General features: G+C 67.7%; 23 protein-coding genes. 17 read left to right on the top strand and 6 right to left on the bottom strand.

Annotation, left to right across the window (positions count from 1 at the left end; translation table 11 throughout):
• Window positions 1-36 precede the first annotated feature (36 nt).
• Window positions 37-1,089 (top strand): 3-isopropylmalate dehydrogenase, encoded by a 1,053-nt coding sequence (gene leuB, locus ABIC35_RS02680; protein ID WP_121071601.1) that lies wholly within the window; start codon window positions 37-39, stop codon window positions 1,087-1,089.
• Complete coding sequence (locus tag ABIC35_RS02675) at window positions 1,086-2,186, top strand: glycosyltransferase (protein ID WP_121071600.1); 1,101 nt, start codon at window positions 1,086-1,088, stop codon at window positions 2,184-2,186. The genes leuB and ABIC35_RS02675 overlap by 4 nt, the downstream gene beginning before the upstream one ends.
• A 176-nt stretch (window positions 2,187-2,362) precedes the next feature.
• Here the strand turns inward: ABIC35_RS02675 and ABIC35_RS02670 are convergent, their stop codons facing one another.
• Both ABIC35_RS02670 and ABIC35_RS02665 read right to left on the bottom strand, forming a co-directional pair.
• Entirely contained in the window at window positions 2,363-3,478 is a 1,116-nt protein-coding gene (locus ABIC35_RS02670; protein ID WP_121071599.1) for an NADH:flavin oxidoreductase, read from the bottom strand.
• 84 nt (window positions 3,479-3,562) lie between these two features.
• On the bottom strand, window positions 3,563-4,867 hold the full coding sequence (locus ABIC35_RS02665; RefSeq protein WP_121071598.1) for a phospholipid carrier-dependent glycosyltransferase: 1,305 nt from the start codon (window positions 4,865-4,867) through the stop codon (window positions 3,563-3,565).
• A gap of 125 nt (window positions 4,868-4,992) precedes the next feature.
• Here ABIC35_RS02665 and ABIC35_RS02660 point away from each other — a divergent pair, with 125 nt between their 5' ends.
• Genes ABIC35_RS02660 through ABIC35_RS02650 form a run of 3 tightly spaced genes read left to right on the top strand, consistent with a single transcriptional unit; the run spans window position 4,993 to window position 7,393 of the window.
• On the top strand, window positions 4,993-6,201 hold the full coding sequence (locus ABIC35_RS02660; RefSeq protein WP_121071597.1) for a trans-sulfuration enzyme family protein: 1,209 nt from the start codon (window positions 4,993-4,995) through the stop codon (window positions 6,199-6,201).
• Window positions 6,198-6,602 (top strand): Co2+/Mg2+ efflux protein ApaG, encoded by a 405-nt coding sequence (apaG, locus tag ABIC35_RS02655; protein WP_121071596.1) that lies wholly within the window; start codon window positions 6,198-6,200, stop codon window positions 6,600-6,602. The genes ABIC35_RS02660 and apaG overlap by 4 nt, the downstream gene beginning before the upstream one ends.
• Complete coding sequence (locus ABIC35_RS02650; RefSeq protein WP_121071595.1) at window positions 6,599-7,393, top strand: LysR family transcriptional regulator; 795 nt, start codon at window positions 6,599-6,601, stop codon at window positions 7,391-7,393. Before apaG ends, ABIC35_RS02650 begins: the two co-directional genes overlap by 4 nt.
• A 9-nt stretch (window positions 7,394-7,402) precedes the next feature.
• On the opposite strand, the gene ABIC35_RS02645 is transcribed toward ABIC35_RS02650, so the two are convergent.
• The 3 genes from ABIC35_RS02645 to ABIC35_RS02635 form a co-directional block, all read right to left on the bottom strand.
• Complete coding sequence (locus ABIC35_RS02645) at window positions 7,403-8,461, bottom strand: hypothetical protein (protein WP_121071594.1); 1,059 nt, start codon at window positions 8,459-8,461, stop codon at window positions 7,403-7,405.
• A gap of 83 nt (window positions 8,462-8,544) precedes the next feature.
• Window positions 8,545-9,324 carry an ABC transporter ATP-binding protein gene (locus ABIC35_RS02640; protein ID WP_121071593.1) on the bottom strand — a complete coding sequence of 260 codons (780 nt, stop codon included), beginning with the start codon at window positions 9,322-9,324 and terminating at the stop codon, window positions 8,545-8,547.
• Window positions 9,315-10,286, bottom strand: a complete 972-nt coding sequence (locus tag ABIC35_RS02635; RefSeq protein WP_121071592.1) for a FecCD family ABC transporter permease — start codon at window positions 10,284-10,286, stop codon at window positions 9,315-9,317. Before ABIC35_RS02635 ends, ABIC35_RS02640 begins: the two co-directional genes overlap by 10 nt.
• Window positions 10,287-10,541: 255 nt before the next feature.
• Here ABIC35_RS02635 and ABIC35_RS02630 point away from each other — a divergent pair, with 255 nt between their 5' ends.
• The 12 genes from ABIC35_RS02630 (at window position 10,542) to guaA (ending at window position 21,782) form a co-directional block, all read left to right on the top strand.
• Window positions 10,542-11,102 carry a helix-turn-helix domain-containing protein gene (locus ABIC35_RS02630; protein WP_121071591.1) on the top strand — a complete coding sequence of 187 codons (561 nt, stop codon included), beginning with the start codon at window positions 10,542-10,544 and terminating at the stop codon, window positions 11,100-11,102.
• A 117-nt stretch (window positions 11,103-11,219) separates the two neighbouring features.
• Complete coding sequence (locus ABIC35_RS02625) at window positions 11,220-11,801, top strand: M17 family peptidase N-terminal domain-containing protein (RefSeq protein WP_121071590.1); 582 nt, start codon at window positions 11,220-11,222, stop codon at window positions 11,799-11,801.
• Between the two features lie 68 nt (window positions 11,802-11,869).
• On the top strand, window positions 11,870-12,532 hold the full coding sequence (locus tag ABIC35_RS02620; protein ID WP_121071589.1) for a response regulator: 663 nt from the start codon (window positions 11,870-11,872) through the stop codon (window positions 12,530-12,532).
• Between the two features lie 337 nt (window positions 12,533-12,869).
• On the top strand, window positions 12,870-13,526 hold the full coding sequence (locus ABIC35_RS02615) for a hydrolase (protein ID WP_121071588.1): 657 nt from the start codon (window positions 12,870-12,872) through the stop codon (window positions 13,524-13,526).
• An 84-nt stretch (window positions 13,527-13,610) separates the two neighbouring features.
• The gene (locus tag ABIC35_RS02610) at window positions 13,611-14,450 is read left to right on the top strand and encodes an alpha/beta fold hydrolase (RefSeq protein WP_121071587.1); all 840 of its coding nucleotides are present in this window, start codon (window positions 13,611-13,613) and stop codon (window positions 14,448-14,450) included.
• 28 nt (window positions 14,451-14,478) lie between these two features.
• Window positions 14,479-14,727, top strand: a complete 249-nt coding sequence (locus ABIC35_RS02605; RefSeq protein WP_121071586.1) for a XapX domain-containing protein — start codon at window positions 14,479-14,481, stop codon at window positions 14,725-14,727.
• 89 nt (window positions 14,728-14,816) lie between these two features.
• Window positions 14,817-16,670, top strand: a complete 1,854-nt coding sequence (locus ABIC35_RS02600; RefSeq protein WP_121078847.1) for an amidohydrolase — start codon at window positions 14,817-14,819, stop codon at window positions 16,668-16,670.
• A gap of 27 nt (window positions 16,671-16,697) precedes the next feature.
• Complete coding sequence (locus tag ABIC35_RS02595) at window positions 16,698-17,573, top strand: VOC family protein (protein ID WP_121071585.1); 876 nt, start codon at window positions 16,698-16,700, stop codon at window positions 17,571-17,573.
• 2 nt (window positions 17,574-17,575) lie between these two features.
• The gene (locus tag ABIC35_RS02590; RefSeq protein ID WP_121071584.1) at window positions 17,576-18,001 is read left to right on the top strand and encodes a DoxX family protein; all 426 of its coding nucleotides are present in this window, start codon (window positions 17,576-17,578) and stop codon (window positions 17,999-18,001) included.
• Between the two features lie 88 nt (window positions 18,002-18,089).
• Window positions 18,090-19,460, top strand: coding sequence for an alginate export family protein (locus tag ABIC35_RS02585; protein WP_121071583.1), 1,371 nt, complete (start codon window positions 18,090-18,092; stop codon window positions 19,458-19,460).
• Window positions 19,461-19,471: 11 nt separating this feature from the next.
• A complete protein-coding gene (locus ABIC35_RS02580; RefSeq protein ID WP_121071582.1) occupies window positions 19,472-20,173 on the top strand; it encodes a YoaK family protein in 702 nt (233 codons plus the stop codon).
• 49 nt (window positions 20,174-20,222) lie between these two features.
• Complete coding sequence (gene guaA, locus ABIC35_RS02575; RefSeq protein ID WP_121071581.1) at window positions 20,223-21,782, top strand: glutamine-hydrolyzing GMP synthase; 1,560 nt, start codon at window positions 20,223-20,225, stop codon at window positions 21,780-21,782.
• 512 nt (window positions 21,783-22,294) lie between these two features.
• Here guaA and ABIC35_RS02570 read toward each other — a convergent pair.
• Complete coding sequence (locus tag ABIC35_RS02570) at window positions 22,295-22,468, bottom strand: hypothetical protein (protein ID WP_183049222.1); 174 nt, start codon at window positions 22,466-22,468, stop codon at window positions 22,295-22,297.
• Window positions 22,469-22,487: the final 19 nt, after the last annotated feature.

Below are 22,487 nucleotides of genomic sequence, written 5' to 3'. Positions count from 1 at the left end.
CGCGTCTCAGGACATGCTGCTAGCGTGGGGATCGGAATGCCGTTGATTGCTGTACTGCCGGGTGACGGGATCGGCCCCGAGGTGACGCGCGAGGCGCGCCGGGTGCTCGAGGCGCTCGATCTCGGCCTCAGCTTCGAGGAAGCGCCGGTCGGCGGCGCCGGCTATCTCGCGTCCGGCCACCCGCTGCCCGATGCCACGCTGGCGCTCGCCAAGCGCGCCGATGCGGTGCTGTTCGGCGCGATCGGCGATCCGCGTTTCGAGAAGCTGGAGCGGCACCTCCGCCCCGAAGCGGCGCTGCTCGGCATCCGCCAGGCGCTCGGCTTGTTCGCCAATCTCCGCCCCGCCACGCTGTTCCCGGCGCTCGGCGATGCCTCCCCGCTCAAGCCCGAGGTGGTGAATGGCCTCGACATCGTCATCGTCCGCGAGCTGATCGGCGACGTCTACTTCGGCGAGAAGGGCCTGCGCACCACTGCCGAAGGACTGCGCCAAGGCTATGACGTGATGAGCTATAACGAGCAGGAAGTGACGCGCATTGCCCGCGTCGGCTTCGAAATGGCCAAGCGTCGCCGCAAGAAGCTCTGCTCGGTGGATAAGGCGAACGTGCTCGAGACGTCGCAGCTGTGGCGCGACGTCGTCACCGCGATGGGGGCAGAGTATCCCGAGGTCGAGCTGACCCATATGTATGTCGACAATGCCGCGATGCAGCTGGTGCGCGCGCCGGCGACGTTCGACGTGATCGTCACCGGCAATCTGTTCGGCGACATCCTTTCGGACCAGGCGAGCATGTGCGCCGGCTCGATCGGCATGCTGCCCTCGGCCTCGCTCGCCGCCTGGTCGGGCGCGAACGGCATGTATGAGCCGATCCACGGCAGCGCGCCGGACATTGCCGGGCAGGGCAAGGCCAATCCTTGCGCCGCCATCCTGTCCGCAGCCATGCTGCTGCGGCACTCGCTGAGCGACGAAGCCTCGGCGCAACGCATAGAAAAAGCGGTTGCCGCAGCGCTCGCCAAGGGCGCGCGGACGGCCGATCTCGGGGGCAATCTTTCAACGTCCGCGATGGGGGACGCGGTGCTGCTGGAGCTTCAGTGAGCGAAACCCTGCTCGAACTTGCGGTCGTTATCCCCACCTTTAACGAGCGCGCCAATGTTCCCCTCCTGATCGCCAAGCTGGACGCGGCCCTTGCCGGCCGCGCCTGGGAAGCGATCTTCGTCGACGACGACAGCCCAGACGGGACCGCCGACGCTGCCCGCGCCATCGGCCGAGAGGATCCGCGCGTGCGCGTGATCCAGCGGATCGGGCGGCGCGGGCTATCCTCCGCGTGCATCGAAGGCATGTGCGCCACCGCGGCGCCCTGCGTCGCGGTGATCGACGGCGATCTGCAGCATGACGAGACGCTGCTGCCCAAGATGCTCGACGCGCTCCAGGCCGATGCCGCGCTCGACGTGGTGATCGGCTCGCGCTTCTGCGAGGGCGGCTGCACCGGCGAATGGGATAGCGAGCGTGTGGCAAAGTCCGCCTTCGCGACCAGGCTGTCGCGCAAGGTGCTCAAGGCCGACCTGACCGATCCGATGAGCGGCTTCTTCATGATCCGCAGCGAGATCGCGCGCGGGCTGGTGCCGGTGCTTTCGGGCATCGGCTTCAAGATCCTGCTCGACATCATGACCGCAAGTCCGAAGCCGCTGCGCTTCCGCGAGCTGCCCTACACCTTCCGCGTCCGCACCGAGGGCGAGAGCAAGCTCGATTATGTCGTCGCTATGGAATATCTGATCGCGCTCTACGATCGGATGTTCGGCAAGGTCGTGCCGGTGCGCTTCGCGATGTTCTCGGCGATCGGCGCGGTGGGCGCGGCAGTGCACCTGGCGGTGCTGTTCCTGCTGTTCCGCATCGCAGGGCTGCCCTTCGTGACCGGCACCATCGTTGCGACGATCGTGGCGATGACGTTCAACTATCTGCTCAACAACGCGCTGACCTATCGCGAGCGGCGGCTCAAGGGGGCGGCGCTGCTGGGCGGCTGGGTGAGCTTCTGCCTGGTGTGCGCGGTGGGGGCGGCGGCCAATGTCGGCCTCGCGGCGTTCCTCCACAATGTCCAGCATGGCGACTGGCGACTCTCCGCGCTGGCCGGGATCGCGGTGGCGGCGGTGTGGAATTTTGCGCTGTCGTCGCGGTTCGTGTGGGGGCGGTATTAGTAACAAACTAGCCCCTCCTCCTTGGAGCATCAGGTCGGTCATGCCCCCGGCATGACCTGAACCGCGCGGGGCGCGGTTCACCTGATGCTGGGTTGGGGTGGAGGAATTCCAGAACGTCTGTTGGTCTCTGCGAGACACAGCCCCTCCCCTGAAGGGGAGGGGCTTAGGTTCGTTGCTTACACCAGCTCGGCCAGCTCTGCCGGGCTAAAGCCCTTCAGCTCTTGGCCCGCGCCGGCCTGGACCTTCTTTGCCCAGTCCGGATTGCTGATCAGCGCGCGGCCGACCGCGATCAGGTCGAACTCGTCGCGCTCCATCCGCTCCACCAGCTTGTCGAGATCGCTGTGCTCCGAGGTCTCACCGCCGAACGCCGCGATGAACTCGCCCGAGAGGCCGACCGAGCCGACGCTGATCGTCGCCGCGCCGGTGAGCTTCTTCGCCCAGCCGGCGAAGTTGAGGCCGTTCTCGCCGTCGATCTCGGGGAACTCCGGCTCCCAGAAGCGGCGCTGCGAGCAGTGCAGCACGTCTGCGCCGGCATCGACCAGCGGCTGCAGCCAGGCGGCCATCTCGTCGGGCGTGGTAGCGAGGCGGGCGCTATAGTCCTGCTGCTTCCACTGACTAAGACGCAGGATCACGGGGAAGTCCGGGCCCACTGCCGCGCGCACGGCCTTGACCACTTCGACCGCGAAGCGCGAGCGCTCGGGCAGGGTCGCGCCGCCATAGCCGTCCTCGCGGGTGTTGGTGCCCGCCCAGAAGAACTGGTCGATCAGATAGCCGTGCGCGCCGTGGATCTCGACCGTGTCGAAGCCGAGCCGCTTGGCATCGGCCGCGGCCTTGGCGAAGGCGGCGATCGTCGCCTCGATATCCTGCTCGGTCATCGCCACGCCGCGCGGCTTGCCCGGCGCGACGACGCCCGAGGGGCTCTCCACGTCGACCGCGGGCACCCAGTCGGTCTGCGCCTTGGTCGAGCCGGTGTGCCAGATCTGCGGGGCCATCTTGCCGCCCGCGGCATGCACTTCGTCGATCACCGTCTTCCAGCCGGCAAGGGCTGCGTCGCCGTGGAAGAAGGGGATGTTCGGATGGTTGCGCGAGGCCGGGCGGTCGATCACCGTGCCCTCGGAGAGGATCAGGCCGACATCGCCCTTGGCGCGGCGGCGATAATAGGCGGCGTTGGCCGCACCGGGAATGCCCTCGGGCGCGAAGGTCCGCGTCATCGGCGCCATCACGATCCGGTTGGGCAGATCGAGCGACTTGATGCGGAACGGGCGGAACAGGACATCGGTCGACGCGGTCATGGGAACTCCGTTGCAGTTCGAAACTGATGTGAAGCTAGCGACTGCCGCGCGCGGATCAAGATGGCCGTGGGGCCGCGCCGCGATTTATCGCCAGCTCGGTAACCACATCCAGTACGTGAAGCTCTGCGGATCGTTGAGCGGCGCGGCGGAGAGGATCGGGTAGAAATAGCCGAAGCTGACCAGTGCCAGCGCCAGATACCATTCCTCCCATCCCTTGGCGCGCAGCCGGTCGAACTGGTGGAAGGTCACCGGCAGCACCAGGCACAGGAAGAGCGCCGAGAGATGGTAGTAATAGTAGAAGCCCAGCGATTTCGGGATGATCGCGAAGATCGCCACCGAAAAGGTCCACAGCAGCGCGAGCGCCAAGGGGCGCCACGCCTTGGTGCGAAACCACAGGACATAGCTGGCGAGCACCGCGACCAGGCCGCTCCACATGATCACCGGATTGCCGATCAGCAGCACGCCGCGCTGGGCGCCGTGATCCCATTCGTAGAAGAACCAGATCGGCCGCAGCATCAGCGGCCAGCTCCACCATTCGGACTGGTAGGTATGGTGGGGCAGCACCTGGGTCTGCTGCGCGTACATCTCGCGCTGGAGGTGGAGGAGCCCGCGAAGCCCGTCGGTCGCTCCCGTCAGGTAGAAGAAGGTGGGCGCAAAGGTGGCGAAATAGACCGGAATGCTGATCGCGCCAAGCAGGACGAGCGCCGCCAGTGTCGACAGCCCCGGCCAGTGCGGCTGGTCGCCCGAGAACAGCGCAGCGGCGATCGGCCGGCGGGCGCGACGGGCGTCGCGCAGCCGGACCGCGATCAGCGCGAGTCCGAATACCGCGATGTACGGCGCCGCCGCCCATTTCACCGCGGTTGCGAGGCCCAGCAGCGCGGCGCCGACGCACCAGCGCCACCGCACCTGTCCGCGCGTGCCGTGCATCGCCCAGAGCAGGAACACCATGCCCCACAGCAGGAAGGCGCCTAGGAACACGTCGAGCATCGCCGTGCGCGCCTGGACGAACAGGCTCTGGTTGAGCATCGCCAGCACCGCGCCGGTGACCGCCACCCGCATCCGGCCGCGCATCAGGATCCACAGGAAGGTGAAGATACCCAGCACCGTGGCGGTGCCGGCCAGCGTCGGCATCAGCCGCCAGCCGAACGGATTGTCGCCGAGCAGGTCCATGCCCGCGCCGATCAGCTCCTTGCCGAGCAGCGGATGCTCGGTATTGCGCGGGCCCGAGAGCTCGATCAGCGTCTTGGCGGCGGGGACATAATGGACCTCGTCGAACATGATCTGGCCCGGCTGGTCGATGTGCAGCGTGAACAGCAGCTGCGCGGCGAGGCCGAGGAGAAGGGCGACGAGCCAGGGACGGGTGGCGAGAGCCGATAGGCGAAGGCGCATGGGAAAACGGTAGCGAAGGCCCGGGCGGCGTCCAACAAAATCCTCCCCGAAACGGAATGCAGACAGGGCACGTGACTCAAGGCAAAGGTTGACGCGCTGCCCCCAAGCGCCGCAAAGCAACGCCCATGAAGCGTCGTACCGGACAGGATCCCAGCGTAACCCGTAACTGGAAACCCGCGACTCAGGCGGTGCGCGGCGGCACCGCGCGCTCCGAGTTCGGCGAGACCAGCGAGGCGCTGTTCCTCACCTCGGGCTATGCCTATGATTGCGCTGGCGACGCCGCCGCGCGCTTCGCCGGCGAACAGGCGGGCATGACCTATTCGCGCCTCCAGAATCCGACAGTGGAGATGCTCGAGCAGCGCATCGCTCTGCTCGAGGGCGCCGAGGCCTGCCGCACCATGGCGACCGGCATGGCGGCGATGACCGCCGCGCTTCTCTGCCAGGTGAGCCAGGGCGACCATATCGTCCAGGGCCGCGCCGCCTTCGGTTCGTGCCGCTGGCTGACCGACAGCCTGCTGCCGCGCTTCGGCGTCACCACCACGACCGTCGACGCGCGCGATCCGCAGCAGTTCGAGGACGCGATCCGCCCGAACACCAAGATCTTCTTCTTCGAGACGCCCGCCAACCCGACGATGGACGTGGTGGACCTGGAGGCGGTTTGCGCGATCGCGAAAAAGCACGGCATCGTCACCGTCGTCGACAATGCCTTCGCGACACCGGCCCTCCAGCGCCCGATGGACTTCGGCGCGGACGTCGTCGCCTATTCCGCCACCAAGATGATGGACGGGCAGGGCCGCGTGCTGGCCGGCGCGGTGTGCGGCTCCGAGGACTTCATCACCAACACGCTGCTGCCCTTCACCCGCAACACCGGGCCGACGCTCAGCGCGTTCAACGCCTGGGTGGTGCTGAAGGGCTTGGAGACGCTCGACCTGCGCATCCGCCGCCAGAGCGAGAATGCGGTCAAGGTCGGCAGCTTCCTGGAGCAGCGGGTGCCCCGCGTGAACTTCCCGGCGCTGCCCAGCCATCCGCAGCATGCCCTGTTCATGCGCCAGATGGCGGCGGCCGGCCCGATCTTCAGCTTCGAAGTCGATGGCGGTCGCGCCCAGGCGCACGCGCTGCTCGACGGGCTGGAGCTGATCGACATCTCCAACAATATCGGTGATTCGCGCTCACTGATGACGCACCCGTCCTCGACCACCCATTCGGGCCTGGCGGAGGAGAAGCGGCTGGAGATGGGCATCACCGAGGGCATGATCCGCATCAATGTCGGTCTCGAAGACGCCGACGACCTGATCGCCGATCTCGATCAGGCGCTGCGAGGCGCCGGGCTGTGAAGGCGCTCTTCACCGACGAGGCGACGACGCGCGGCGTGGTCGTTCGCGTGTCGGTGTCCTACCTGCCCGAACAATCGGAGCCGACCCGCGGCCGCTGGTTCTGGGCCTATCACATCCGCATCGAGAACGAAGGCCCGGTGGCGGTGCAACTGCTCACCCGGCACTGGATCATCACCGACGGGCGGGGCCTGCGCCACACGGTGGAGGGCGAGGGCGTGGTCGGCGAGCAGCCGATGATCGCGCCGGGTGCGAGCTTCGATTACGTCTCGGGCTGCCCGCTCTCGACGCCGAGCGGCTCGATGCAGGGCAGCTACCACATGATCGACGAGGACGGTGACGCGTTCGACGTCACCATCCCACGCTTCTCGCTGATCGCACCGGCCGTGGCAGGCGAACAATGAAGCGTACCCATCTTCCCCTGAACGGCATGCGCGTGCTCGATGCGGCCGCGCGCCATTTGTCCTTCACCCGCGCCGCGGACGAGCTGGCGGTGACCCCCGCCGCCGTCGGCCAGCAGATCCGTGCGCTGGAGGATACCCTCGGCGTCGTGCTGTTCCGTCGCACCACCAAGGGGCTGGAGCTCACCCCCGAGGCAGAAAGCGGGCTCACCGCGCTGCGCAACGGCTTCCTGCAGTTCGAGGAAGCGGTGCGCGCGATGCAGGCGGGGCAATCCTCCAAGTCGCTGACCATCGCCGCTCCGCGTGACCTCACCGCCAAATGGCTGATGCCGCGCCTGTCGGACATCGCCCGCCTTGATCCCGACCTGCGCTTCGTGCTGGTCCCCGCCGACGACGCGCTCGACTTCACCGAGGCCAATCTCGATCTCGCCATCCGCTGGGGCGAGGGGCCCGGCGAGCATGAGGGCGAGGCGCTGGAAAGCGACGGCATGGTCACGGTCGAGCGGCCCGGCGGCGGCAGCATCGATGTGCGCATCTCCTGGCCCGGCTGCATGGCGGAGGATGCCGGATCGCTGGTTCGCGTCGCCGATGCGGGTCTCGCGATCGATGCGGCGGCGCAGGGGCTCGGCCGGGCGACCGTGCCCGAGCTACTGGCGCGCGCCGACATCGAGGGCGGCCGCGTCGCCGTTGTCGGCGAGCCCAAGGCCTCGCGGCTCGGCTATTGGCTGGTCGCGCCGCTGCCGCAATGGCGGCAGAAGAAGGTGCAGACGCTGGTGGACGTGCTGGGGGCCTGAGGTGCTCCGCTATTGCGTCTGAATGTTGATGGTCTGACTGTCGCGTGTGGTAGATGAAATTGGCTGCGTCTTGTCGATAGCCTGCATCACCTTGGCCGGTTCTGGAAGTCGATCGAAAGTCGGGTAGACGAAGGACTGGTCTAGGGTGCTGAGCGTGACCGCACAACCGGGCTTCTTCGCATCGGAAAAGAGATCGGGGTACACAGAGATCGTGCGGCCCGCGTCGGAGAGGGCAATGACATAGTCCTGGGTGTCCCCGGGAGTGTGTCGATAAACGCCGAATTCCTTGGTCGGTTCGCCGTCACGGCAGAAGGTGGCCGGCCTTGCTTCCTCCGCGTTCTCCTCCGTTTTCGGTTGCTTCGATCCCATCATCGCTAGGGTCGCTCCTAGCAAGCCGGCAGCCATGTCCGGCTTCTTCATCTTCGCCTTGGCGTCATAGCGTAGCGGCGTGGCACAGGGCTGGACCGGGACGGCGGCGGGCGCCTCGAGGATCTTTGCCGACGCGGCTGGCCAGCCGAGGCCGGCGATCAACGCCGACATCGTGGCATCGAGTTGCGCAGGCGCCTGCTCGACGGAACTGATCCGCACGACGACGAGCCAATCGCCCAGCGCCAGCACCGCAGCGCCGGTGGCCGAGTAGGGCGGTTTAGAAGGCTTGTAGATCCGACGAAGCGCACTGGCGGTGACGCCGCCTGGCATGACGAACCCGCTCGGCGCGTCGGCCGCAACTGCGTTGCCATAGTCGCTTCGCAACAGGATCTGGGTTTCGACGCGGTCGAACCACACCGGCACGCTCATCAGGGAAGGGCGGAACAGGTAGAGGGTCGCCCGGGTCTTGTTCACATCGCCGAACTGCACGGCGATATCGAGTTCGCCTTGGCCCTCGCTGGTGATTTCGGTGCGGGGCAGGCCTCCCGGTGCCTGCGGGACGATCAGGCCGGTCTGTGCATGTTTCCACTTTTTGGCGGCGGGTACTTCAAGGGTCGAGGTCTGCGCGTGCGCGCTGACCGGCAGAGCGCCCGTGGCCAAAAACAGGGCGAACCCTGCCGCGATCGATCCCGTGCCCATCAGCCTCTCCCCCATTGTCAGGCGGATGGTAACGGCAGCTTCGGCGTTGGGCCATGCTCTTTTCAAGCGAGCGAAGAGCTACGCTACGTCCTCACCCGCCCGATCGGCACCGGCAGCAGCCGGCCCTGGTCGTCGCCGATCACCATCACTTCCACGCCGAACGCATCGCGCAGCGGCTGGTGGGCGAGCGCGGCCTCGGCGGGGCCGAACGCCACGGTGCGGCCGTCGCGGAGCAGCAGCACGTCGTCGGCGGCGCGCGCGGCCTGGACCAGATCGTGGAGCACGATCACCACGCCCATGCCGCTCGCCGCCAGCGCGCGGAGCCGATCAAGCAGGTCGAGCTGGTGGACGGGATCGAGGCTTGCCAGCGGTTCGTCGGCGAGCAGCCAGTCGGGCTGGCCGGCCAGCACCCGCGCAAGCAGCACGCGGGCGCGCTCCCCGCCCGAAAGCTGGGTGACCAGCCGATCGGCGAGCGGTCGGATGGCGGTGGTCTCGATCGCCGCGTCGACGGCCGCTCGATCCTCGGCGGAAAGGCCGGCGAACGGCGCGCGGTGCGGCAGCCGGCCGAGCGCGACGAGGTCGGCGACGCGCAGGTCCCAGTGGACCGTGGCTTCCTGCGGCAGATAGCCGATCCGGCGGGCGCGCTCGCGCGGCTCCAGCCGGGCGAGCAGCTTGCCGCCCAGTTTCACCTGTCCTGCATCGGGGTCGAGCAAGCCGGCCAGCGTCCGCACCAGCGTCGACTTGCCGGAGCCGTTGGGGCCGAGGATCGCGGTGACCTTGCCCGGCCGCAGCACCGCGTCGATCCCGTGCAGCACGCGCCGCTTGCCGAGGCTGACCGCGAGATCGGTGACGCTCAGTTCCATGTCGACCGCCGGAGCTTGAGGAGCAGCACGAAGAAGAAGGGCGTGCCGAGCAGCGCCATCGCGACGCCCAGCCGTACTTCGCTGGGTCCGGGCGACAGCCGCACCAGGCTGTCCGCCGCCAGCAGCAGCGCGGCGCCGCCGAGCGCGCTGGGCAGCAGCAGCGCCGAGGGCCGCGCGCCGGCGAGCGGGCGGAGCAGATGCGGCACGATCAGCCCGACGAACCCGACGATTCCGGTCACCGCCACGCTCGCCCCCACCGCCAGCCCGGTGCCGAGCACGACGAGCAGCTGGGTGCGCTCCAGCCGCAGCCCCATCGATCGCGCAGCGGCCTCGCCCAGCGTCAGCGCGTCGAGCGCGCGGCCGGTGAAGAACAGCAGCCCGCAGCCGATCGCGATGAAGGGCAGGGCGAGCTGCACCTCGGCATAGCTGCGGTCGGTCAGCGCTCCCATGATCCAGTCGAGGATCTCGGCAGTGGCATAGGGGTTGGGCGCGATCGAGATCAGGAAGCTGGTTAGCGCCGCGCCCAGGCTGGCGAGCACCGTGCCGGCAAGGATGAAGGCGACCGCGCTCTCCGCCCGCCAGGCGAGCCCGGCGAGCAGCAGCATCGATCCGCACGCCGCCGCCATCGCGCAGCCGAACAGCACCAGCGGGGCACTGCTCCCGAGCAGCACGATCGCGCCGACCGCGCCGAGCGCGGCGCTGGAGGACACGCCGACCACCGCCGGGTCGGCCAGCGGGTTGCGCAGGAAGCCCTGCAGCACCGCGCCGGACAGCCCCAGCGCCGCACCGATGGCGAGGCCCAGGACCGCGCGGGGCAGGCGCAGCTCGGCGATGATCCACCAGCGCGGATCGTGGCTGAACCAGGCGGCGGGCGGCACCCAGAACTTGCCCGCCATCAGCGAGCCGGCGAACAGCAGCGCGACCAGCAGCGCCAGTCCGCCATTGAGTGCCACGCGGTTCATGCGGCGAGGGTCCGCCGGCGGCATGGGCGCGCTGCAGCAGGGTGGGCGATCGCGATCGACATGGATGCGCCCATAGCATTCCGATCGCGAACGCCTACCGAAACCTTGTCTTCCGCCTTGGAAGGGCAGTGCGGGGTGCGGCCCCAAACCTTCGTATAGCCAGCCCAAATCAAAGCAATGTCCTGCCGTGCGGAGGTTCGATTCCGCCATGCCCGCAGCTGCGCGACAGTCCTCCCGGCAAGACGGGATGGAACCATGTACCACCAGGCGTTGATCGATGTTGCTGCTCCGGCCCAGACGGGCGGAACCCCCGAACTCACCGCGCTGCTGGCGGGAGCGATGCGGTCGCTCGACGAGGACCCGCCGCTCGCCCGGCGCTATCTGGAGCGGCTGTCCAGCCTGCTCGTCACGCCCGGCGCCGACGCGCCGGAGGACTTGCTGCCGGAAGGGCCGATGCGCGCCGACGGCGTCGCCAAGGGCGGCCTCGCGGGCTGGCAGCTCCGCCGTATCGCCGCGCATGTCGACTCCTATCTGCAGGGGCCGATCCTCACCTCCACGCTCGCGGAGGTGGCGCAGCTGAGCACCGGCCATTTCTGCCGCGCCTTCAAGATCAGCACCGGCGAGACGCCGCACGCCTATATCATCCGCCAGCGCATCCGTCGCGCCCAGCTGTTGATGCGCGACACGCGCGACACACTGTCGCAGATCGCCTTTTCCTGCGGGTTGAGCGACCAGGCGCACCTTACCCGGCTGTTCCGCCGGCTGGTCGGCACGACGCCGCTCGTCTGGCGGCGCGCGTGGCAGCAGGGCGGCTGATCACGGCAGTTTTCTTCAAGACAAGGGCCGGCGTTGCAGGGCAGCGCGTGCCTTGCGGCGGGCAGGATGGTGCGCCGTTTCGAAGACGCTTGCGGGGGCAGGGAGCTGGGCATCGGGATGGCAAACAGGCAATCGCTGGCGATCGGCGCCTGGCGGGGGGTTTCGTTCGCGGTGGCGCAGATCGACGTCGTCGCAGCCGAAGACGATCTGCTCGTTGTCGGCATGCTGGAAAAGGACGTGGTCGGAGCGCATCGCGGCGGTGCCGACGCGGTCGATCATGCGCTGCACGGCACGCTTTCCCGCTTGCGCGACGGCGGAATCTTCACCGGCGGTTTCGGGGAGACGCTGATGCTCACCCGGCCGGCGGCGCCGATCCGCGCCGCGACGCTGATGCTGATCGGCATGGGTGCCTCGCTTGCCGGCAACCCGGAGGCGGTGGGCAATCTGACCGGTCTGGCGATGCGCGCGGCACTGCGGGTCGGCGCCGCCTCGGTCGGCTGCCTGCTCGGCTGGTCCGAACTCGACCTGCCCGATGCGCTCGTCGCGCCGAGTGCCGCGGCGATGATGCGCGGCGCACTCGCGGCCATCGAGGCGCACGATGCCGACGCCTTCCCGATGCATTGGACCTTCGACATCCGCAACGGCGCCGCCGTCTCTACCACCGCTGCCCTTCGCGACGCCTTGTCCGCGTGGCGCTGAGCCATGGATGCGCAGCGCCGCCAAAGCTGCTATGCTCGGCGCTCCCTCCAAGAGTTGGTGCGCGTACGATGTTGACCAGGGTTTCCAGTGGGCGCGCGCCCGCACGCGGCACCGCGCCGATCCGCATCCTGCTGGTCGACGATCACATGCTGTTGCGCGAGGGCGTGCGCGCCGTCGTGTCCACCCAGACCGACATGGAGATTGCCGGCGAGGCGAGCAGCGGCGCCGAGGCGATCGAGGCCTATGCCCGGCTCCAGCCCGATCTGGTGCTGATGGACCTGCAGATGGCGGACATGTCCGGCCTGGAGGCGATCACCGCGATCCGCACCGCCTCGCCGGATGCCCGGATCATCGTCCTCACCACCTATTCTGGCGACGGCCGCGCCATCAAGGCGCTGCGGGCAGGGGCAATGGGCTATCTGCTCAAGGCCAGCATGCGCAACCAGCTGCTCGAGGCGATCCGCTCGGTCCATCACGGCGGCAAGCATCTCGATGCCAGCGTGGCGACTGCGATCGCGCTGCACGTCTTGGACGAGGACCTGACCGAGCGCGAAGTCTCGGTGCTGACGCTCGCGGCCTGGGGCAATTCGAACAAGCAGATCGCTGCCCGGCTCGAACTCTCCGAAGAGACGGTGAAGGGCCATATGAAGGCGCTTTTCGCCAAGCTCGGCGCCAATGATCGCACCCATGCGGTGACGATCGCCGCCAAACGCGGGCTGATCGAGCTGTAGAATGCCCGGCGCGGGCGACCATGTCGCTCTGGCGCCGCGCCTTTTCCTGCACTGCCGGCCGACGACGACGCAGCGCGCCGAATCCGACATTTCGGCGCGTGCCGGACGGGATTCGCATCAATCATATCCAATATTCCCTGGCGGGCCGGGCCTAGGCCTTGGGTGCAGGCGGCCTCCGCTGCGCCGCGCCGGCTCGGGATCCGGCGCCGACCGGCAGGCTGCTGACTGTTCGAGAGAATAGAACGTAACGCATCAACTTATCCGAGTTTTCGGAAAATGCGCGGCGGCTATTCTGTCCCCATCAACGCCGGACCCCGGCAGCAACAGGAGCCGTACCATGACCCTCACCGCCACCGCCACGCCGGGCAAGTCGCTGATTTCCCCGACCAATCACGCGCTCGTGATGATCGACTTCCAGTCGCAGATGGCGTTCGCCACCAAGTCGATCGACGCGACGATCCTGCGCAACAATGCCGCACTGATCGCCCGCGCCGCCAAGTCGTTCGCCGTGCCGACGATCCTGACCACCGTCGCCGCCAAGAGCTTCTCCGGGCCTATGTTCGACGAAGTGACCGATGCCTTCCCGGGCCAGAAGCTGCTCGATCGCACTTCGATGAACACCTGGGAAGACGCGGCGGTGATCGAAGAGGTCAACCGCATCGCCAAGCCGCGCATCGTGTTCGCGGGTCTCTGGACCAGCGTCTGCATCGTCGGGCCGGTCGCTTCGGCGATCGACCAGGGCTTCGAGGCCTATGTGATCACCGATGCCTGCGGCGACGTCTCCACCGAAGCGCATGAGCGTGCCGTCGAGCGGATGATCCAGCTGGGCGCCGTGCCGATGACCTCGCTCCAGTATCTGCTCGAGCTGCAGCGCGACTGGGCGCGCACCGAGACCTACGAATCGACCACCGGCATCGCGAAGCAGTGGGGCGGCGCCTACGGCCTCGGCGTCACCTACGCCAAGACGATGTTCGGCGCTTCCGAAGGCCATTGAGTTGCCCCCGGGCCCGGCGGCGCCTGCCCCTCTGCCGCCGGGCTCCTCCCTTTTTCCTGCCCCCCAACGACAAGGAATGCCCCCATGACCTCCACCGTGACCATCAAGGACGGCGTCTCGATCTTCTTCAAGGATTGGGGTCCCAAGGATGCGCAGCCGATCATGTTCCACCATGGCTGGCCGCTCTCGTCGGACGATTGGGACGCGCAGATGCTGTTCTTCCTGGCGAACGGCTTCCGCGTCGTCGCGCATGACCGTCGCGGCCATGGCCGCTCCGAGCAGGTCAGCGACGGCCATGATATGGACCATTACGCCGCCGACGCCGCTGCCGTCGCCGAGCATCTCAACCTGCGTAACGCCGTGCATATCGGCCACTCGACCGGCGGCGGCGAAGTCGCGCGCTATGTCGCCAAATACGGCATCCCGCAGGGCCGCGTCGCCAAGGCGGTGCTGGTCGCGGCCGTGCCTCCGATCATGGCGAAGACCGAAGCCTATCCGGGCGGTCTGCCGCTCGAAGTGTTCGACGGCTTCCGCAAGGGCACGGCCGAGAACCGCGCGCAGTTCTTCCGCGATGTCGCCGCCGGCCCCTTCTACGGCTTCAACCGCGACGGCGCGAAGGTCTATCCGGGCGTGATCGACAATTGGTGGCGCCAGGGCATGATGGGCAGCGCCAAGGCGCATGTCGAAGGCATCAAGGCCTTCTCCGAGACCGACCAGACCGCCGACCTGAAGGCGATGACCGTTCCTACGCTGGTGCTCGCCGGCGACGACGACCAGGTGGTCCCGTACCACCAGGGCGCCGAGCTGCAGGCCAAGCTGCTGCCGAACCCGACGCTGAAGATCTATCCGGGCATGCCCCACGGCCTGCTCACCACCCATGCCGACGTGCTGAACGCCGACATCCTCGCCTTCGTGCGCGGCTGATCGATCGCGCGCCGAGGAGGATCTGCAGATGAAGCCCTATCTGATCTCGCTCGCCGTCGGTCTGCTGGTCGGCGTCATCTACAGCCTCCTCGGCGTGAAGTCGCCGGCCCCGCCGACGATCGCGCTGATCGGCCTGCTTGGCATGCTCGTCGGCGAGCAGGCGGTGCCGATCGCCAAGCGGCTCTTCGCCGGCCACGACGTCGTCGCGTACATCCGCACCGACTGCGCCGAGCAGATCCTCGGCGTGCCGGTGAAGAAGCCCGACGACCAGGCATGAGTCTCACCCGCCGCCAGACCCTCGCAGCCGCCGGCGCTACCGCCGCCGGCGCGCTGCTGCCAACGCCGCTCTTCGCAAGGAATGCCCGCATGTCCGCTACCGACCTGATCCTCGTCAACGCCCAGGTGACGACGCTCGACCGGGAGAACCCGGTGGCCGAAGCGATCGCGATCCGCGACGGCAAGTTCCTCGCGGTCGGCAGCGAGGCGGAGGTCCGCGCCGCCGCCGCGCCGGGCGCACAGGTGATCGACGCGCACCGCCGCCGGGTGATCCCGGGGCTGATCGACAGCCACATGCACATCATCCGCGGCGGGCTGAACTATAACATGGAGCTGCGCTGGGACGGCGTGCCAAGCCTCGCAGACGCAATGGCTATGCTCAAGCGCCAGGTCGACAACACGCCGGCGCCGCAATGGGTGCGCGTGGTCGGCGGCTTCACCGAGCACCAGTTCGCCGAGAAAAGGCTGCCGACGATCGACGAGCTCAACGCCGTCGCCCCCGACACGCCCGTCTTCATCCTCCACCTCTATGATCGCGCGCTGCTCAATGCGGCAGCGCTGCGTGCGGTGGGCTATACCAAGGACACGCCGAACCCGCCGGGCGGCGAGATCGTCCGCGATGCCGCGGGCAACCCCACTGGCCTGCTGCTCGCGCATCCCAATGCGACGATCCTCTATTCGACGCTCGCCAAGGGCCCGAAGCTGCCGGAGGAGTATCAGCTGAATTCCACCCGCCACTTCATGCGCGAAGTAAATGGCCTGGGCGTCACCGGCGTGATCGACGCGGGCGGCGGCTTTCAGAACTATCCCGACGATTATGCGATCATCGAGAAGCTGCATGCCGACGGCCAGCTGACCGTCCGGATCAGCTACAATCTGTTCACCCAGAAGCCCAAGGAAGAGCTGGCCGATTTCGCCGGCTGGGTGAAGCAGGTGACGCCGGGGCAGGGCGACGACAGCTATCGCCATAATGGCGCGGGCGAGATGCTGGTCTACTCCGCCGCCGATTTCGAGGACTTCCGCGTCGCCCGGCCGGACATGCCGCCGACCATGGAAGGCGATCTCGAGCCGGTGATCCGCCTGCTCGCCGAGCATCGCTGGCCGTGGCGGCTTCATGCCACCTATGACGAGACGATCGGCCGCGCACTCGACGTGTACGAGAAGGTTCACCGCGACATCCCGCTGACCGGCATCCACTGGTTCTTCGACCATGCCGAGACGATCAGCGACCGCAATATCGATCGCATCGCGGCGCTGGGCGGCGGCATCGCCGTGCAGCACCGCATGGCCTATCAGGGCGAATATTTCGTCGAGCGCTACGGCGCCAAGGCGGCCGAGCGCACGCCGCCGATCGCCAAGATGCTTGCCGCCGGCTTGCCGGTGGGCGCCGGTACCGACGCGACGCGGGTGGCGAGCTATAACCCTTGGGTGTCGCTCAGCTGGCTGGTGACCGGTCGCACCGTCGGCGGGCTCAAGCTCTATCCGGGCGCTAACCGCGTCAGCCGCGAAAAGGCGCTCGCCATGTGGACGCACGAGAACACTTGGTTCTCGAACGAGGTGGGCAAGAAGGGCCAGATCAAGGCCGGCCAGCTCGCCGATCTCGCGGTACTCTCGGCCGACTATTTCTCGGTGCCCGAGGACCAGATCGCCCATATCCGCTCGGTGCTGACGCTGCTCGGCGGGCAGGTGGTGCATGGCGACGGCGACTATGCGCCGCTCGCCCCCGCGCTGCCCCGCCCGATGCCCGACTGGTCGCCGGTCGCGACCTTCGGCGGCTATCATCAGTCGCCCGAGACCCGCGCCCAGCTCGCCTCCGCCTGTGCCTGCCACAGCAGCTGCTCGGTCCATGGCCACGACCATGCCGCCGCGCTGGGTGCGGAGGTGCCGGCCGCCGACGTCCAGAGCTTCTGGGGCGCGCTCGGCTGCGGCTGCTGGGCGGTTTGAACCTCTTTTCATTTTCAGGAGCCAGCCATGCGTATCTTCCTCCTTGCCTCCGCCCTCGTCATCGCCACGCCGGCGCTCGCCCAGCAGACGGCTGATTATTCGGTCGGGCCCCAGTACGACACCACGCACGTCTATGTGCCGGAAGACCAGTTCGACAGCTTTGTCACCAGCTTCCAGGCGACCTTCGGGGGCACGACCAGCAAGCAGGGCGTGTTCCAGGTGACGCCCACCACCAGCCTCACCAAGTCGCAGCTGGTGCTGACGCCGGCCGGCACCGTCTCGGTGTTCGGGTTCAAGACGCCGATCCCGTTCCCGTTCGGCGACGAGCGCACCGGCTACCTGGTGACTGATATCGACGCCGCGGTGAAGGCCGCCGTGCAGCACGGCGCCGTCCGCCGCATGGTGACCTTCCCCGATCCGATCGGCCGCGATTCGCTGATCCAGTGGCCGGGCGGGGTGAACATGCAGATCTACTGGCACACCACCAAGCCGAGCTACATGCCGCTGGAGACGGTGCCGGAGAACCGCATCTACCTGACCGAGGATGTCGCCGATCGCTTCGTGAAGAGCTGGGTCGGCTACGCCAAGGCCAAGGTGACCGCCGATGACCGCGCCGCGCCCGGCGCCGAGGTCGGCGAGCCCGGTAAGACGATCCGCCGCATCTCAATCACCAGCGGCTATGGCAAGATGGTGGTGTTCGTCACCGATGGCCTGCTGCCCTGGCCCTATGGCCGCGACATGACCGGCTATGCGGTGCCCGACCTGGACGCGACGCTCGCCAAGGCCAAGGTCGCCGGTGTCGAGACGCTGGTGCAGCCTTATGCCGCGGTCGGCGGCCGTGCGGCGATCGTGCGCTTCCCCGGCGGCTATATCGCCGAGATCCACAGCCCGGCGGGTAAGTGACCATGGATGCGCCCGACCCGCGCTTCGTCGACGCCATTCTCGACTGGCGACCGACCTGGTTCCTCGCCCGTCTGCTGCTGGTCGGCGCCTATCTGCTCGGCGGGCTGGTGAAGCTTGCCGACTGGCCGGGCGCAGTGGCGGAGCAGGCGCATTTCGGCATGCACCCACCCGCGTTGTGGGCAGCGCTGACCATCGCGGTGGAGCTGGTCGGGCCGGTGCTGATCCTAACCGGCCGCTGGATCTGGCTGGGGGCGGGGATGCTGGGGGTGTTCACCCTGCTCGCCGCCTTCACCGCCAATGCCTTCTGGACGATGCCGCCAGGCCCCGAGCGGTTCGGCGCGACCAACGCGTTCTTCGAGCATCTCGGCCTGATCGGCGGTTTCGTTCTGGCGGCGCTGGTGGCGGAGCAGGCGAAGCGGCGTGGCTAGCCTCGCCGCGGCGGTGGTGCTGGTGGCGGGGACGCTTGTGCCGGATCACCCTCACCCTTCCGCGGCTTCGCCGCTTCCTCCCTCTCCCTTGGAAGGGAGAGGGGAGGGGCACGCCGCGGCAGGCGGTGGGAGGGGTGAGGGTGACCCCCGCACATCCACCCCGGCCCCCGAAGCCTGGCAGGCGCCGACGCTCAGCATCACGCGCTATGACGAGGACTGGTCCGATCTTGCCGACGCCGAAAAGCGCGCGCACCATTGGACTGGCCCGTTCAAATACATCCCGCTCGGCGGCGATGCGTGGCTCTCGACCGGCATTGAACTCCGGCTGCGCAGCGAATCCTTCGCCAATAACGCGCTCGGCAACGCGGCCTCGCCGGACGACGCGTATCTCTGGACCCGCGTGCTGCCCTATGCCGATCTCCATGCCGGACCGCTGCGCGCCTTCGCCCAGCCGATCCTCGCCTATGCCGCCGGTGTCCGCCCCACCGCCGGCCCGGTCGACCAGACGCGTACCGATTTGCTCCAGGGCTTTGCCGAGCTCGATCTCGGTGCGGTCACCCTGCGCGGGGGGCGGCAGATGCTGTCGCTCGGCACCGAGCGGCTGGTCGGCACCCGCTACGGCCCCAATGTGCCGCTCGCGTTCGATGGCGTGCGCGGGATCGTGGCGGTCGGCCAGACCAAGGTCAGCCTGTTTGTCATCGCACCGGTGGCACCCCGGCTCGGCACCTTCGACGATCGCACCTCGCCGACCAAGAAGCTCTGGGGCGCCTATGCGGTGCTGCCGGGGCTCGACCTCTATTATCTCGGCTATCGCAACCGCATCGCGCAGTTCGGCGACAGCACCGGCCGCGAGTTGCGCCACAGCGTCGGCGCGCGCGTCTACGGCACCCGCGCCAATTGGCACTGGAATGTGGAGGGCGTCGCCCAGTTCGGTCGCTTCGCCGACGAGCCGATCGCGGCCTGGACGCTCGGCACCGAGCTCGGCCGCAAGCTGCCGAACCTGCCCTTCGCGCCGGACGCGGTGCTCCGCTTCAACGTCATCAGCGGCGACGGCCATGCAGGGGATCGCCGGCTCGGCACGTTCAACGCGCTCTTTCCCAAGGGCAAATATTTCGGCGAGCTGTCGCCGGTCGGCCCGTACAATCTGGTCAACCTCAACCCGCGCATCGCCGGCACGCTGGGCGGCGGCGTCTCCGCCAGCATCGCCGGCAGCGCCTATTGGCGCTACAGCACGGCGGACGGCGTGTACGACATCCCCGGCAACCTGCTCCGCGCGCCCGGCACCAGCCGCGCCCGCTTCATCGGCAAGCAGATCGAAGGCGCGATCGCCTGGCAGGCGACCGCCGAGCTCGAGCTTTCCGCCTCGCTTTCCTTTTTCCAGGCCGGCCGCTTCCTGCGCGAAACCGGTGCGCCCCGCCCGATCCGGATGATCGGCCTGGAAAGCAATTTCCGATTCTAAGGACACCCGCCATGGCCGACCCCAAGACCGCCGCTTCCCCGCTTCCGCCGCTGCTCCTGCTGCTCTCCGTCACCACCGGGCTGGTCGACGCGGTGAGTGTGCTCGGGCTCGGCAAGGTGTTCACCGCCAACATGACCGGCAATATCGTGTTCCTCGGCTTCGCGGCGGCGGGCACGCCGGGCTTCACGATCGCACCCTATATCGTGGCGCTGGCCTCCTTTCTCGTCGGTGCCTTGGTGGCGGGCAAGGTCGGCGCGCATCTCGCCGGGCAGCCGCTGCGGCGCTGGCTGGTGCTGGCGGCGGTGACCGAGGCGCTGCTGTTCGGCATCGCCGCGGGCGTCGCCGCCTGGGCAGGCGCCATGGGCATCCTGCCCGAGACCTGCGTGTTCGCGATCATCGCCCTGACCGCGATCGCGATGGGCTTCCGCAACGCGACGATCCGCCAGCTCAAGGTGCCCGATCTCACCACCACCGTGCTCACACTGACGCTCACCGGCATCGCCGCCGATTCGCACTTCGCCGGCGGCCGAAACCCCAATATCGGGCGACGGCTTGCGGCAGTGGTGGCGATCCTGCTCGGTGCGTTCCTGGGGGCCGTGCTGGTCAATCGCTACGGCCTTGCGATCCCGCTGCTGGTCGCTGGACTTACTGTGCTCGTCGGCACGCTTGCTTGCGTCCGCCATCCGGTCGCGGCCGAGCCGCTGCGCGCCTGATCGCCCGCCCCCCTTTGACAGGCCCGCGATCGCTCCCTATCGGCCAGCCATGACGCTCCAGCACACCGACTCCATCCTGATCGTCGATTTCGGCAGCCAGGTGACCCAGCTGATCGCACGCCGCGTTCGCGAAGCCGGGGTCTATTCCGAGATCGCTCCCTTCACCACCGCCGCCGAGGCCTTTGCCCGGATGCAGCCCAAGGGCATCATCCTCTCCGGCTCGCCCGCCTCGGTGCTCGACGAAGGCAGCCCGCGCGTGCCGCAAGAGATCTTCGACAGCGGCCTGCCGGTGCTCGGCATCTGCTACGGCGAGCAGGTGATGATGCACCAGCTGGGCGGCCAGGTGGTGCAGGGCGACAGCGGCGAGTTCGGCCGCGCCTTTATCGAGATCGCCGATGGCTGCGCGCTGTTCGACGGCCTTTGGCAGACCGGCGAGACCCACCAGGTGTGGATGAGCCATGGCGACAAGGTCGCGAACCTGGCCCCGGGCTTCCGCCCGGTCGCAGCGAGCCCCGGCGCACCCTATGCGGTGATCGCCAATGACGAGCGTCGCTACTACGCGATGCAGTTCCACCCCGAAGTGGTCCACACCCCCGACGGTGCCAAGCTGCTGGCGAACTTCGTGCGCCATGTCTGCGGCCTGTCGGGCGATTGGACCATGGCCGAGTTCCGCGCCGCCAAGATCGCCGAGATCCGCGCGCAGGTGGGCGACGGCAAGGTGATCTGCGGCCTGTCGGGTGGAGTCGACTCCGCGGTGGCCGCGGTGCTGATCCACGAGGCGATCGGCGACCAGCTGACCTGCGTGTTCGTCGATCACGGCCTGATGCGGGCAGGCGAGGCCGACCAAGTGGTCACCATGTTCCGCGAGCATTACCACATCCCGCTTGTCCATGTGGATGCGGAGGAACTGTTCCTCGGCGGCCTCGCCGGCGTCACCGACCCCGAGGCGAAGCGCAAGTTCATCGGCAAGACCTTCATCGACGTGTTCGAGGCCGAGGCCAAGAAGATCGGCGGCGCCGATTTCCTCGCCCAGGGCACGCTCTATCCGGACGTGATCGAGAGCGTCAGCTTCACCGGCGGCCCCTCGGTGACGATCAAGAGCCACCACAATGTCGGCGGCCTGCCCGCCCGCATGAACATGCAGCTGGTCGAGCCCTTACGCGAGCTGTTCAAGGACGAGGTCCGCGCGCTGGGCCGCGAGCTGGGGCTGCCCGACGTGTTCGTCGGCCGCCACCCCTTCCCGGGGCCGGGCCTCGCGATCCGCATTCCCGGCGAGGTCACCAAGGAACGCTGCGACATCCTGCGCAAGGCCGACGCGATTTATCTCGAGGAGATCCGCAATGCTGGCCTCTACGACACGATCTGGCAGGCCTTCGCAGTACTCACCCCGGTGCGCAGCGTCGGCGTGATGGGCGACGGCCGCACCTATGACAGCGTGCTGGCCCTGCGCGCGGTGACATCGATCGACGGCATGACCGCGGAGGCCTTCGAATTTCCCGGTGGTTTCCTGCCGCGCGTGGCGACCCGTATCGTCAACGAGGTGCGCGGCGTGAACCGTGTGACCTACGACTATACCAGCAAGCCGCCCGGCACGATCGAGTGGGAGTGAGGCTAGCTTCTGACGCTAGCTGATAATCAAGCGATCTTTCCGGAAAAATACTTTGGTTTTTTTGAAAGTAACATAGGCGGTCGCACGGTTAATTGAAACGGTCTATCTGCTCCTTTCAGGAGCCTCGGCAAGTATTCTGCGATGTGATCTTTGGTGGAGGCGCACTGCTGCGAAGGATGGGTCTGAGTCGGCTCGGCAGGTCCAGTGACGACTCTTTGACTTCGGCCTTCGTTCCGAAGATCGCAGTTGTGACTCCACCCAAGGTGAAGTTGGAGGCTGAGAACGCGGGTTACGGCGCACGGGTGCGGCATTCCCAGATGGGCGTTTGTCCGTCCTTGCCGCGGAGGACGTTTGTAGCGCGGTAGCCAGCACATCGCGGCGCCAAACTAGATCGGCTATCGCCGATCATCATGCTTTTTTCATTCAACGTGAAGATTGGTTACTGACGTAGTAACTACGAACATACTGGAATGTATCAGTAAATTTCTCTAAGTTCCCAATTTGTGGGGAAGTTATCGACACTGGAGGGGCAGTGGTCGACGACGCGTATAGTCGTTGCATCGCTCGGGATATTGCTGCCGCAGGCGGCGATGGCGCAATCGGCCGGTCAGGTCGATCGCGAAGCGCAGCGTATCCTTGAACAGCAGCAGCAACAGGCGCGCGACCGTGCCGAGCAATTCGAACAATCGCGCTCCCGGGCGCCCG

This window comes from Sphingomonas trueperi (genome assembly GCF_040545965.1).
GTDB classification, from domain to species: domain Bacteria; phylum Pseudomonadota; class Alphaproteobacteria; order Sphingomonadales; family Sphingomonadaceae; genus Sphingomonas; species Sphingomonas trueperi_C.
This window is presented reverse-complemented; position numbering and strand designations above follow the sequence as displayed.